The sequence below is a fragment of the Brevibacterium sp. H602 genome (genome assembly GCF_051172395.1).
GTDB lineage: Bacteria > Actinomycetota > Actinomycetes > Actinomycetales > Brevibacteriaceae > Brevibacterium.
In genome coordinates, this window is sequence record NZ_JBPIZD010000025.1 from 18,388 (window position 1) to 31,374 (window position 12,987).

At 61.9% G+C, this 12,987-nt stretch carries 9 protein-coding genes; 5 read left to right on the top strand and 4 right to left on the bottom strand.

Translation table 11 applies throughout. The annotated features are described in order from the left end of the window. Window positions 1-81: 81 nt before the first annotated feature. The 3 genes from ACSBQT_RS15500 (at window position 82) to ACSBQT_RS15510 (ending at window position 4,347) form a co-directional block, all read left to right on the top strand. Window positions 82-1,632, top strand: coding sequence for a polysaccharide biosynthesis tyrosine autokinase (locus tag ACSBQT_RS15500; RefSeq protein ID WP_435002047.1), 1,551 nt, complete (start codon window positions 82-84; stop codon window positions 1,630-1,632). Between the two features lie 104 nt (window positions 1,633-1,736). Then, a complete protein-coding gene (locus ACSBQT_RS15505; protein WP_410708996.1) occupies window positions 1,737-3,155 on the top strand; it encodes an O-antigen polymerase in 1,419 nt (472 codons plus the stop codon). Window positions 3,156-3,309: 154 nt separating this feature from the next. Next, the gene (locus ACSBQT_RS15510; protein WP_410708995.1) at window positions 3,310-4,347 is read left to right on the top strand and encodes an ATP-grasp domain-containing protein; all 1,038 of its coding nucleotides are present in this window, start codon (window positions 3,310-3,312) and stop codon (window positions 4,345-4,347) included. A 59-nt stretch (window positions 4,348-4,406) separates the two neighbouring features. Here ACSBQT_RS15510 and ACSBQT_RS15515 read toward each other — a convergent pair whose 3' ends face one another. Beyond that, window positions 4,407-5,663, bottom strand: a complete 1,257-nt coding sequence (locus tag ACSBQT_RS15515) for a hypothetical protein (protein ID WP_435002048.1) — start codon at window positions 5,661-5,663, stop codon at window positions 4,407-4,409. Window positions 5,664-6,055: 392 nt separating this feature from the next. Between ACSBQT_RS15515 and ACSBQT_RS15520 the strand changes: the two genes are divergently transcribed. Next, a complete protein-coding gene (locus ACSBQT_RS15520) occupies window positions 6,056-7,096 on the top strand; it encodes an ATP-grasp domain-containing protein (RefSeq protein ID WP_435002049.1) in 1,041 nt (346 codons plus the stop codon). Window positions 7,097-7,391: 295 nt separating this feature from the next. Then, on the top strand, window positions 7,392-9,683 hold the full coding sequence (locus ACSBQT_RS15525; RefSeq protein ID WP_435002050.1) for a LuxR C-terminal-related transcriptional regulator: 2,292 nt from the start codon (window positions 7,392-7,394) through the stop codon (window positions 9,681-9,683). Here the strand turns inward: ACSBQT_RS15525 and ACSBQT_RS15530 are convergent. The 3 genes from ACSBQT_RS15530 to ACSBQT_RS15540 all read right to left on the bottom strand — a co-directional run bounded on the left by ACSBQT_RS15530 (window position 9,673) and on the right by ACSBQT_RS15540 (window position 12,985). Then, the gene (locus ACSBQT_RS15530) at window positions 9,673-11,247 is read right to left on the bottom strand and encodes an ABC transporter permease (RefSeq protein ID WP_435002051.1); all 1,575 of its coding nucleotides are present in this window, start codon (window positions 11,245-11,247) and stop codon (window positions 9,673-9,675) included. The two genes, ACSBQT_RS15525 and ACSBQT_RS15530, sit on opposite strands and share 11 nt — an antisense overlap. Window positions 11,248-11,405: 158 nt before the next feature. Continuing rightward, window positions 11,406-12,344: an ABC transporter ATP-binding protein gene (locus ACSBQT_RS15535; protein ID WP_435002052.1), complete on the bottom strand. Its 939-nt coding sequence runs from the start codon at window positions 12,342-12,344 to the stop codon at window positions 11,406-11,408. Beyond that, complete coding sequence (locus ACSBQT_RS15540; protein ID WP_435002053.1) at window positions 12,341-12,985, bottom strand: TetR/AcrR family transcriptional regulator; 645 nt, start codon at window positions 12,983-12,985, stop codon at window positions 12,341-12,343. Before ACSBQT_RS15540 ends, ACSBQT_RS15535 begins: the two co-directional genes overlap by 4 nt. Window positions 12,986-12,987 lie beyond the last annotated feature (2 nt).

Here is a 12,987-nt window from a genome sequence, read left to right on the forward strand (position 1 = left end):
CCACCCACAGGGGCAGCGCCGCGCACTTCTTTCTCACACCTCTCAGTCAACTGAACACTGCCGCGTAGGAAGTGAACGATCATGATTGTTCAGCACTATCTGACGATCCTCCGCGAACGGTGGGTCTACGCACTGTCGACCGCCTTCGTCGTGATAGCTGCGGTAGCCGGGATCACGGCGCTGCAGCCCCCTGTGTACGAGTCGTCCGCAAACGTCTTCGTCCGTACCGATCCCGGCAATTCGGTCACCGACCGCTCGGCCGCGGCTGATTACGCTCGGCAGCAGATCGACACCTATGCGGATCTTGTTAGCACTCCTATCGTGCTTGATCCCGCCATCAGATCCCTCGACTTGGATGCCGACGCCGGACAGATCTCTGACAGGGTCTCAGCAGAAGTGCCCGAAGACACCCTCCTCATCTCGATCACCGCAAGAGCAGACGGTTCCGAAGCGTCGGCGAAACTTGCGAATGCGGTGGCTGAAAGCCTGCAAGAGCAGGTCGCAGATCTCGAGATCACCAGCGGAAAGGCGACAGTCCAACTGACGGTCGTCACTCCGGCGACGGCGCCGAAAGCGCCGTCCTCGCCGAACCTCACACAGAACTTCGTGCTCGGATTGATCGCCGCGATACTCGCAGGGATGTTGGCTGCCGTGCTCAGAGATCGACTGGACAACAAGGTGCGGAAAGCAGATCACATTGAGCAGCTGACCGACGCCGCGGTGATCGGGACGGTCCCGCTGATCACTGCAGGAGAGAACCACGTCTTCGTTTCAGAGCACGGATCGCAGAACGTTCAGGCTGAACCGTACAGGGAGCTGCGGTCGAATCTCCGCTTCCTTGAGCCGCGGGGCAGGAGCCGCTCTCTGCTCGTGACTTCTTCTGTGAAAGGCGAAGGAAAATCGGTGACCTCCATCAACCTCGCTTCCGCCCTCGCCCGCGGCGGGGACCGCGTGCTTCTTGTCGATGCTGACCTACGCGATCCCTCTGTGCACCGGTATCTCGGAATAGAAGGGGGCGCAGGCCTGTCGACAGTGCTGATCGGGGATACCGAGTTGAAAGACGTCGTCCAACCTATGGAACTCGTCAATCTCGCCGTTCTTGCGAGCGGGCCGATACCCCCGAACCCGGCTGAACTGCTGGACAGCGAGCAGATGACAGTCTTCCTCGAAGAAGCCACCAAGCAGTACGACGCCGTTGTCCTGGACTCTGCGCCAGTGCTTGCTGCGACAGACGCAATAGCGATGGCTACTCGAGTGTCTGGAACCGTCTTCGTCGCTCGAAACGGGGTTGTGCGTCGAACGCAGATCACTCAGGCGCTGCGAAAGATCCAACTTGTGCGGGCGCGCCTTTTCGGACTCGTGCTCAATGGGGTACCCCGGACCACAGGCACAACATATTCGCAGAGTTATGGCAGCAGCTATGCCGCGCATTCAACTCGGAAAGATCCCGACACTTGGGCGCACCGTGCTGAGCCGGAGCCCGTCTATTCGAAGCAAGTGGCGGTCCGGCAGGCGGAGGCTCCTCCAGACTCCGACCGTGAGATCCCCCTCTCAGCTTCTGACAGCTCTCTGCGTCAGGCTTCAGGTCGTGGATCTGTCTTCCCCGGGGAATGGGCGATCAGCAATGATTGAGCTCGGGCAGGGTGAGTGACGTGCTGCCGCCTGTCCGCCCTCAGAGGGACTCGTCCGAGGCCCGGAGGAGTGCCCTCAAGGACCCTGCTCATTCTCCGATCTTTGTGGCATCACTGACCGCAGTCTGTGTACTGATCGTCGTCATTGCTCGCCTGTGGTTCTCCACGGATGTCGAAGCAGCCGCATACTCGAGCGGGGTCATCGCCGCAATTTCCTTTGCCCACGGCATGACGCTTTTCGTGTTACTCGGACGTGATCGGATCACTATGCCGGGACTGTTCATGGCATCGAGTGCAGCAATCGTCGGGGTCAGCGGATTGCTCGTCATCCCAGATCCGACTTTCATCGTCGGCTCCCACCCCGAGGTCTACCTCAATACGGCTTTGTTCGGCAGTACGCTGACTCAGATCGGGATCGGAATGCTCTGCCTGAGATCCGATTCAATAGGACGTCCTCATGAGGTGGTGCTGCCTGTCCGCTGCGTGCAGTGGGCCCTCGGCGCCGGAGTCGTTACGCTCGCGGCCACAGTTCTTCTGGGAGATCGGCTGGGGGTGCTGTCGGACGGATTCGGGTCATCGGCGATTCTGCTCATCTGCATTGCGATTCTGCTCAGCCCGCGCGGTCTGAGGAACCCTTGGAATACCGTGACCATCGCCGGAGCACTCCTGGTGTATCCGACCGCCATCATCTCGGGGACAGGCCGTTTGCGAGCCATAGCGCTCATCTTGGCTGCTGTCTACGTCTTCTTCCTCAGATACGGGCGTCAATGGCTGAAAGTGGTCGGAGTACTCCTCGCCCCGATGATTCTTGTGGTGTTGGGTGTATGGCGCAGGGAATACGAAGCCTCGTTGAGCGGCGAGCACGGGAACGATACGGGCCTCTCGTCGATGTTCGTCGGCATCGGCAACTTCGGGTCTCTGATACATGACTTCGACCTCGGAGGGCTCCCGACTCTCGGAGCATCGCTTCTGTCACCATTGCGGGCAGCGCTGCCCGATGGCTTCGCGCCCGACTGGATACCCGACGCTATCGGCTATCAACTCGCTGCTCTGACAGATCCGCAGCTGTATGGAACCGGGTTCTCCACGGTGGCAACCGTCTATGGCGATCTCTGGTGGAATTTCGGAGCGCTGGGCTTGGTGATCGGGGTTCCGCTTCTCGCCGTGATGCTTGATCGCATCGACTCATGGACGATCCGCAGCTACCGACGTGCTGTCCAGGGGCCACGCGACCTTCTGCTCTTGGTGTTCTTCGCAGCCCTATTGGGCGGAGTCGGGGACATCGTCTGGTCCGGATTCCACACATGGATAGTGCGAATGTACGCACGAATTGCAGCACTCGTCGTCCTCTGGCTGCTCACCTTCTACGTTCCACGCCGAATCATCCCGCAATTCGTCTCCTTCCAGCAGGGGGAGCCGGAGCGACGTGCTGACAAAGAAGACTCATTCGCCGACTCCCTCGACCACCGACGCCGGCGGACGGCCCAGTACGTGAAATTCTCAGCTGTCTCGGAACCGCAATGATTCTCGACATCGGCCCGACCTCGGCTGCACAGGGCAATGTGCAAGTGCGTCGGCGCTTGCTGCTGTTTTCGTTCCCAGCCAGTGCTGCCTGCTTCGATACAGTGATTCGAGTGCTCAGTGAGAAGTTCGAAATGCATTCGAGGGAGGACCTAGTATGAAGAATTCGAACGGGTTCAAGGTTGTCATTGCCTCTGCCGCCCACCGGGCACATTATGTGGAGTGGTTCAAAGCGGCCTTGAGATCCGAAGGAATCCACGGCGAAGTCATCGCGTTCGAGTACCGAGGCACGGCTCCGACCCTTTCTTTGGCAGACCGTGGCGTGGTGATGCCGGCATACAACTCTCCTGAGTATCGCGAAGAGGTATTGAACTGGGTTCGGCGAGAGTCACCTGCCCTCTTTGTCTCGGTGAATGACTACGAGCTTCAGGTATTGGCAGGCGGCCTGGCAGACGAGCTGCGTAGGTTCGGTTGCACAGTCGCAGCACTCGACGCCGATGCGCAGAACATCGTCCTCGACAAACACCTGATGGCTTCGAGGTTGCGCGATCGAGGACTTCCTACCCCCGCAACCTGGCTCGGCAGTGAGGCTGACACGGCGCAGGCGGCGAACTCGGGCGGGAGATTCATCGTCAAGCATCGTTTCGGAAGCGGATCAGATGGGCTTCGCACTGCCACGGGTGAGACTCTGCTGGAAATGGTCATCGAATCGGCGAAGACGGCAAGAGACGCCGGCGGACAACCGACAACTCGCGGCGAGGACGCCGTCATCATCCAGACCCTCTTGCCCGGAGCGGAGTTCGGCGTCGATGGAGTGTTCGCTCTCGATGGGACCGGTCGTCTGAATGGGGCACTTGCGCGGCGCAAAGACCGGATGAGAGGCGGAGACACCGATGTCGCCACAACAGTCGCAGCGAACGGCTTCACCTGGGCACTGGCCGAACTCGGAGACCTCCTCAAGCCTGTTGGGCCGATCGATGTCGACTTCAGAGAAGACGCCGAAGGCTCCCCGCAGATCATCGATATCAATCCGCGGTTCGGTGGAGGGTACCCGTTCTGCCACCTTGCAGGAGCGGATGTTCCCGCCTACCTGGTCCGTGAATTGGCGGGACTGGCCGATGCTCCATCACTGTTGGACTATGAGATCGGGATGACGACGGCGAGAAGAGACGAATTCTCCGTTCTCCGTCTATAGCGCCGTCCAACGGCCGACGTAAGTCGCCTTGGAGTGCCAGGACTTTGCCTGAGGTTCTGTCACGAACCAGCTGCGACCGCGGCGGGTACCGATGCCGTGGCATCGAGCCACGTATGTCCGCCCAGATAGTCGTCCACCGAGCCCCTCCGCCTCACCAATTTCAGAGAATCGTCGTTCCGGACGAAGACAGCTGGAGGGAATTCGATGAAGGAAGACTGGTAGGACATCGTGTAGGCACCGACCCGGTAGAAGACGATCCGGTCACCTTCCGATAGCCGCGGCGCGTCTCTCAGGACTGTTAGGCGATCGTCCTCCATACAGGTGAAGCCGCAGATCACCTGTTCGGGAATCGCTTCCTCGGAAGCGGCATCGATTCGCACATCGAACTCCCTCTGTCTCCGAAAGAGGGGATCGATATTGGTGCGACTGGCATCAGTGACAACGTACCGGTGATCTCCGACGTCTTTGACGTCGACTACTTGTGAATGGAATTCCACAGGCACCGCAATCAGAGAACCGCCCGGCTCGACGATCAATTGAGTTCGATCGATGTCGACCGCTCCCTCAAGTCCTCTGCGAATCGTCGACACATATTGGTCGAATGTCGGAGTCCCAGCAGGACTGCCGAAGAACCCGCCGCCGATATCGATCCATTCGAGATCGAGGTCGAACTCGGAGATGAGCTCGGCAGCGAGTTCTGCCGACGCCTTATAGACTCCCAAACTCTGTGTGAGCGAATTCCGGTGCATATGGAGACCAGCCACCCTCACCCCTGCGGCCGTCAGCATGGACATCGCCGCGCCGAGTTCACCATTCTCCGCATTGAACCCGAAACGGCTGTGCTGTCCCGACGTCGTGCTCTCCCCGGGACATCTGTCTTCAAGATTCCAATTGACTCGCAATCCCACCGAAAGCGTCTGCTCGGTCTGTTCCTTGGCAAATTCTGCGGCCCACCTGACCTCTCTCTTTGAATCCAGGTTGACGACTGACCCGTGGGCGAGAGCTTGGCGCAATCGCTGCCGACTCTTGACCGGGCCGTTGAACACGATGCGATCCGGGCGATATCCCACGGACAGTGCAAGTTGGTACTCGGCATCCGATACCGCCTCTGCCCAGATGCCTTGCGTATTCATGAAAGACAGAAGCCATGGCAGCGCATTCGTTTTGAAAGAATATGACAGCACTGAATTCGGCCATTGATTCAGAAGTGCTTGGCGAAATCGATCGATGAATTCTTCGAGGACTGATGAGTCCAAGACAAAAGCCGGCGTTTGGGGCTCGTGCTGCCGGGTCCCGTGCTGCGCCACTTCAATCACTCTCTTCTGTGTTTCATGTCGTGTATTCAATTAGTCTACGGAGAGCATCTGGGGTGCGGGGACATTCCGCTGTTTATTGCGGAGAACCGCATGCTGCAATCGAGGTGTCCGATGATAGAAATAGAATCAAGTCGGCGTAGACGGATCTGAATCTCTGTTTCGCAGTAATCGTCTGCGTCGTGATGTTTGAATTCTGTAATTCATGATTTCGGTCCAGGCGAAATCCATCTATACAGAATTCGCTTGATGTGATCGGTGAGCGTGCTGACTCGTGTTGTCTCATTCGCGTTTGAAACGGCAGCTGATTGCATTCGTGTCCAACCGAGGGGGGGCGCCTGCACTCCCCGACGCCTTCCGGCCCGGGGGACTCAGACCAGATCGAGGAGGATGGTATGACAGCAAAACCAGAGACGATCATCATCAGCTCAGCGGGGAGACGCCTGTATCTCATCGACTGGTTTCGCGAGGCTTTCGAGGCTCTTGACTTCGAAGGGCGAGTGGTCGTTGCGGAAAACGATCCGACAAGTTCCTCCGCCTCCTACGGCGACGTGGGCCGGAGTCTGCCGAAATACGATGATCCAGACTATGGTCCCGAGTTGATGAGTCTGGTTGCCGAATTCGACGCCAAGATCTTCGTTTCGGCGAATGACTACGAGCTCATGCATGTCCATGTGAATAGCGGACTGGCGAACTCTCTTCGGGAGAGTGGCGTGTTGGTGCCGGGAGTATCGGCAGCATGGCAGGCCGGCTGCGCCGACAAGCTGCAGATGGCGCAGATGCTCGCCGCCATTGAGGTACCGACGCCGGCGACCGTCAGCGGCGCGGATGACCAAGGAATCGATGAGTTGAGCGCTCGGGCCGACGAATTCGTCGTCAAGCACAGATTCGGCAGCGGGTCCTCGGGCCTGAGAGTGGTCTCAGCGGATCAGGTTCGCCAGGCGGTGACAGAAGCCGCACTTTCTGCCCCGGCGGCATGCGGGCATCCGGGTACCCGGGATGATGTTGTGGTGCAGTCGAAGCTCCCGGGGGCTGAATACGGTGTCGACATCATCGGGAGTCTGACAGACGGCGGAATGCTCAGCGGCGTGCTGGCGCGCCGCAAGGTTCGCATGAGAGCCGGAGAGACGGACAAAGCCGTGACTGTCGACGCCGCACCCTTCGCTCGAATCTCTGAGCTGATTGCCGGAGCTTCAGATCTGACGGGGCTCATCGACGTCGACGTGTTCGTCGATGACTTCGGCGAGGCTTCCGTGATCGACATCAACCCTCGCTTCGGTGGTGGGTATCCATTCGTCCACCTTGCCGGTGCAGATGTGCCGCTGTACTACCTTTCTCAGGCATTCGATATCGAGGTCGATGAGTGCTGGAACAAATACGAGTTGGGTGTTGTGTCCGCCAAATACGAGAGTATTCGGGTGACCGGGCAAGTCTGAGAGGCTGTGACGCTTCTTCGCGCCTAGCGAAGACTCGGGTGCTATTGCTGGTGACTCGGTCGGCGGATCGGTTCCGACGCAGTCGAATTGCCGCATGGTAGTGGCGGACTACCGCACATCGCCTGCCGCAGGACGTGCCTAGTGATTGATTCCGGGCAGATTAGAAATCGGAACCAACGCGCGGGCAGTGTGCTGGCAGACCGGCATCGAAGACCGGACGTCTAAGAGGGGAGCTCACGTGTACGTCGATGAGCGTGACGCGGGTGTGATCCGCCGAGATGAAGGATGGGTGACCATGAGCTCGAAAGCTGAAGGGAAAGCGTACGATCCTCGCCTCAGCCTGGGAGACTTCATCGTCGAACTCGAATCCTCAGGGGTGGGTCCGGTTGACTCCGAGCTCTGCCACCTGCTGTGGACGGAATGCGCCGGTCGTGCTCGCTTCGCCGAGGCGGTCCTCCGCGCCGCTGCCACCGCAGGGGTCACGGTGGATCCTGGATCTGCGGCCTTCGCCGATTGGGTCGTCGAACTGTGTCCACGACTGTCCCTCGAGCTGGGAGCCGGTGACACAGCAGCCGCCTCGATACTCGCTCAACTCAGCGCTGTGTCAGAGACGACCGCCTTGCGGGCGCTGACAGCGGTGGCCGACGACCTCCTCGGCGGAATCGGGGTCAACGACCCTGAAGGCGTGCTGGTCCGACTCCACTCCAGCGGGATACTCACTCGTGCGGACGACCAGGTGAGGGGGTCACTGCTGCAGGTGCCCTCCCTCATCGCAGCCAAGCTGCGCCATGAGCTCGCCACCACAGCCGGTGGGGGATCCGCGGTCGCAGCCCTGCTCGAAGTGCTCATCGAGCATATGGAATCGGCGGGCGCCGTCGAACCCGAACTTCTCAGCGACGTTTTGCTCTTGGCCCGACACGGCGGCTATTGGACCCAGCTGCTGCGAGTGACCGAGGCGGTGGGCATTCCGATGTTCCTGCTCACGCCACGGACCGCCTGCACCGCGTTTCGGCTTCTGCCGCCCAAGATTCGTGCGAACTGGCCCGGACTCGAATTCTTCGGAACCCTCGCCGAGGATATCGACGCTGATTCCGCTGCCGCCGATCCAGCACGCATCCGTGCCGCCGCGATCAGGCACACCGGCCCGGGACTCCTGAGGTCACGACTGCCGGCGATCCTCGGCGCCTCGGCACCGGGAGAAGATGAGAGCGGAGAGATCCGGCCGGACGGATTGTCGGTGGACGTCGTCGGCACCGTTCGTCAGATGATCGGTCTCGCCGATTCCGGCCGGCACGGTGACGCCGCAGAATTGGGCATCCGTGCCGCGGCGAAGATGCCCAGTGTGCGTGGGCGTTCCGTCGTCCGACTCCTCACTGCGATCGCACTCCACCATGCAACCCAGTCTCGCCGGGCACTGTCCCTGCTCAATGAGATCGAGGGGCCAGCCCGGGCCGGTCATATCGACGGTGATTTCCTGCTGCCGGCAATCATCGCGTGGACGGCTCTCATCTCGGCCGTCAGCGGCGACTGTGAACGAGCCGATGCCCATCTCGCATCGGCGGCAGAGCCGTCCGAGACCAGCCGAGTCGGTGCCGGAACCGGCTCTGTCGCAGGTCGTTCAGAGACACCGCCGAGCGTCATCATCGACGAACACGTCACTCCGCCGCTGCGTATCGCAGCGGCACTGAGGGCTCTCGACCGACTCGACCTGGAACGAGCCCAGGCGGAGTTCGATGCGTTGTCCGCTTACCCCGAGCTGCGAACGTTGTGGGTCTATCTGCCTCTCATCGCCCGGACCTTGGCAGTGCTGTCCGCAAAGTCCGAATCCGGGTTGCTCTTCGTCAACGATGATGCCGAGCGATATCGCGATTCCGGAGTCCTCTCCGCCGCTGAGAAGGATCTGCTTGCGTTCGGACGTAGCACGGTCTTCATCGCACTCGGCCAGCTGCGGTGGGCCGAGCTCGACCGAGAGAGGCTCTCGCCAGCGTGTGATGCGCGCATCGTCCTCGACGTCCGCTCAAAGCTCGTGGCCGGTCGCAACGACGAGGCGATAGCGTGCGCCGATACCTGGTTCTATCACCGCTCGCTCAGTCCGCGCAGCCGCGCAGAACTCGCCGCTATCAGAGCCGCAGCCAAACTGCGCACGGGGGACGAGGCCGCGGCGCAGAGTGACTTCATGATGGCTGTGAGTCTCTCGACCTGGGTGAGCTCGCTGCTGCCGCTTGCACTGCTGCCGCTGACCGATCGCAGCCGACTCGTCGACCTCACGGCCGACTCGCCCGTATGGGCGGAAGCTGCAAGTGAGTTCGCCGCGACCTTCGCTTCACCGGCGCAGCTGAGGGAGCGGCTGCGCCGTATCGGCCCGGTCTCCGTGGACCTGGCAGAAGCGCCGCAGCTCAACGCCGGCGAAGCCCAACTCATCGACCTGCTGGCACGGGGTCTGTCAGTCGCCGAGATCGCCGGCGAACTGCAGCAGGTTACCGGAACCGTGAAGAACCGTCTCTCCGCTCTCTACCGCAAGTTCGGAGTCTCGAACCGGGCGGACGTCCTCAGCCGCGCTCGGTCCTTGGGGTACCTCACGCAGTGACGAGGTCCCGCCTCCGGAACCCGACCATCCCAGCCCCGACGAGGACCACAGCGATGCCGACCAACCACAGCACCGCCTCGGCGGAGAGATCCTGTGCCGGATATTGGCCGATATGGGTGAACAGGGACAGGTCGAGGATCGCATCGTCGAGCTGCATCAGCCCGCCGAAGAGCGCGAGCACCGCCGAGGCACCGAAGACGATCCAGCTCAGGCTCATCAGCCGTGGGGCGAAGCCGTATAGCAGGTAGGCGAACCCGAGCAGCGCCCAGATCGACGGCGCCTGAGCGAGATGCCCGAGCAGGGTCGGCCACAGCAGAGACCAATCATCCATTGACATCGCCGCTCCCACACCCTCGCCGAGGCCGGCCATGGCCATCAGCCATCCCGCCCCGAACAGCGTCACCACAGCCCACGAAGCTAACCAGCCAGCACGGGAGACCGCGGTCGCGAGCACAGGTTCGGTGTGGAAGGAGGACTCCTCGGAACGCAGCCCACCAGCGGCGATGACCGCATACGCGGCGACGATGATCGCGAAGTACAGGGCCATGTATCCGAGGTAGCCGTCGACGATTCCGGACCGTCCGCCCATGATCGACAGGATCTCCGGCGGCATTCCGGCCGCTCCTTCGTCCATGGGCCCGGTGAACGAACCGAACACCACACCCATGACCAACATGCTCATCGACCACCAGATCAGGCTCGATGCCTGCAGGCGCAGTGCCAGACCGAACGACGTCGACAGCAGCGGTCCCGCCTGCGACCGGCCCAACCGTTCGGCGACGATCCCGGCTCCCAGGTCACGGCGTGACTGCAAGACGACGGCCACGACGACGAGGACCGCGAACAATCCGACCGAGTACAGCAGCGGCCACCAGCGATCGAGGGTGAACGACGCCGTCTGCTGCGACCATCCCAACGGTGAGAGCCACGACAGCCAATCGAGCGAACCCCCCGACACGTGCGACATATCGCCGATCCCGCGGAGGACGAAGCTGAGTGCAAGCACTGCTCCGGCCATCGACGAGGCGGCCCTGGCGAACGCGCTCAGCTGCACCGTGACCGCGGTGACGGCGGCGAAGACACACCCCACCGCGCCGATTCCGACCGTGAACAGCACCGTGGCCGACCACGAATCCGGCTCGGCCTGAGAGAAGCCGAACGCCGCCGCCATACCCGCGCTGAGCAGGAGATTCATGAAGACCGTGAGCGCAAGGGCGGCGATCAGCTGAGTGTGCCGACCGGTGACGCCGGCGCGGACGAGTTCAGCTCGCCCGGTCTGCTCCTCGGCACGCGTATGCCGGGAGACGGTGAGGATCGACATCAGAGTCGCCCCGATCATGAGGAACACCCCGTACATGCCGACGATGAACCGCGGGATCGTCACTTGGTCGAGCCCGTAACCCGGCCCCGTGATGAGCGCCATCACCGGATTCTTCGAGAACGCCGTCATCGCCTGCAGCGAATCCGAATCCATGACCACCGCGATTGCATTCGCGAAATACGCGGTGAGCGCAGACAGCGCAATCACCCAGACCGGCAGCCACAGGCGGTCCCGCCGCAGCATGAATCTCAGCAGATTCCCCAACCCTGCCAGGTTTCCCTCGCCGAGGCGGCCACGCCGAACACGTTCATGTGCACCATGATGATGCCCGGTTTGCGGTGAGTTCCCGGGACCTCCGTGGACAGTGCGATCCCCGTCGTCCGTGTATGCGGCCAGCAGATTCATGACTCCTCCTTGCCGTAGTGACGCAGCAGCAGCTGTTCGAGGGTCGGCGGGGTCGCGGTGAGCGATTCGACATCGTGTTCGCCGAGCGCCCGCATGATACGGGGCAGCTGCGCCGTATCGGCGCTGAAATGCAATCGCGAACCTTCGCGGACGAGGTCGTGGACTCCGGTCATTTCGGACAGGGCGGGCACATCGTGTTCGAGCCCGACGGTGATCGTCGTCCGTGACAGGTGCCGCAGCTCGGACAGGGTCCCCGTCTCGACGATGCGACCCGACCGGATGATCGACACCCGATCGGCCAGGGCCTCGACCTGGGCGAGGATGTGGCTGGAGAGCAGCACCGTGCGCCCGGCGTCCTTCGCCTCGCGAATGCAGTCCTGGAACACCGCTTCCATGAGCGGGTCGAGCCCGGCCGTCGGCTCGTCGAGGAGCAGCAGTTCGACATCCGAGGCCAGAGCCGAGATGAGCGCGACCTTCTGCCGGTTGCCCTTCGAATAGGTCCGTCCCTTCTTCCGCGGATCGAGGTCGAAGCGTTCGATGAGCTCATCGCGACGACGTCTGTCCACACCTCCGCGCAGCCTGGCGAACAGGTCGATCGCCTCGCCGCCGGTCAGCCCTGGCCACAGTTCCACATCGCCGGGAACATAGGCCAGGCGGCGGTGCAGGGGGACCGCCTTCGACCAAGGATCCTCGCCGAGGAGGCGCACCGTACCCGAGTTATGTCGCAGGATTCCGAGCAGAATCCGGATCGTCGTCGACTTGCCGGCGCCGTTGGGGCCGAGGAAGCCGTGGACCTCGCCGCGGGCGACCTCGAGATCGAGACCATCAAGGGCGCGAACGCGTCCGTACGATTTCACGACGTCCCGCATCGAGATCGCCGCCGAGGCGGATGCTCGGCTGCCGTCGGTTCGGCGGGCGCTGGTCAACGTGCTCATGGTTCCTCATCTCCTAACTGGGAGTCTTCGGGGACGGACTCGAGGGCACCGTGCAGGTAGAGGTCGAGCAGATGCGGCGCGAGTCTGGTCATCATTCCTGTGGTGTCCTCGGTGCCGAGGACCGAATGCAGGCGGTGTTCGAGGAGTGAAGGGGCCAGGGCCATGACCGCGATGGTCGCCGCCTGTCCACGGGAGTCTTCGCTCTGTCGGAAGGTGTAGCCGGCGAATCCGTCGGTGATATAGGACTCGACGAGGTCGACGTAGTGGTCGAAGTAGCGCTGACCGTGGTCGCTGGGGTCGAGCAGGGATTTGACGAGGTAGTCCACAGCGGTGGACATCTCGGGGTCGTCGAACATCATCTGCACTGCCATGGAGGCGTAGCCAGCGTTCGCCGCCTTCGACTCAGCGATTCGCTCGAACACGTGCTCGTCACATGCGCTGCGCAGCCCGTCCTTGGAGCCGAAATGATGAATGACCAAGCCGGGGGAGACTTGCGCGGCAGCGGCGATGCCGCGGACCGTCGTCTTCGTGAACCCGTGGCGGGCGAACTCGGCGACGGCGGCCGAGAGGATCCTCTGCGCCGTCTCCGGTGAGGTGTTGGGAGAGCGGTGCGAATTGGAGTCGCGAGTCGTTGAACGCATGT

Excerpts from the sequence above, each read along its gene's own strand:
- ACSBQT_RS15510 (WP_410708995.1), top strand. The coding sequence starts at position 3,310 with ATGAAGAATTCGAACGGGTTCAAGGTTGTCATTGCCTCTGCCGCCCAC.
- ACSBQT_RS15530 (WP_435002051.1), bottom strand. The coding sequence starts at position 11,247 with ATGCTGCGGCGGGACCGCCTGTGGCTGCCGGTCTGGGTGATTGCGCTG.
- ACSBQT_RS15540 (WP_435002053.1), bottom strand. The coding sequence starts at position 12,985 with ATGCGTTCAACGACTCGCGACTCCAATTCGCACCGCTCTCCCAACACC.
- ACSBQT_RS15535 (WP_435002052.1), bottom strand. The coding sequence starts at position 12,344 with ATGAGCACGTTGACCAGCGCCCGCCGAACCGACGGCAGCCGAGCATCC.
- ACSBQT_RS15500 (WP_435002047.1), top strand. The coding sequence starts at position 82 with ATGATTGTTCAGCACTATCTGACGATCCTCCGCGAACGGTGGGTCTAC.
- ACSBQT_RS15520 (WP_435002049.1), top strand. The coding sequence starts at position 6,056 with ATGACAGCAAAACCAGAGACGATCATCATCAGCTCAGCGGGGAGACGC.
- ACSBQT_RS15525 (WP_435002050.1), top strand. The coding sequence starts at position 7,392 with ATGAGCTCGAAAGCTGAAGGGAAAGCGTACGATCCTCGCCTCAGCCTG.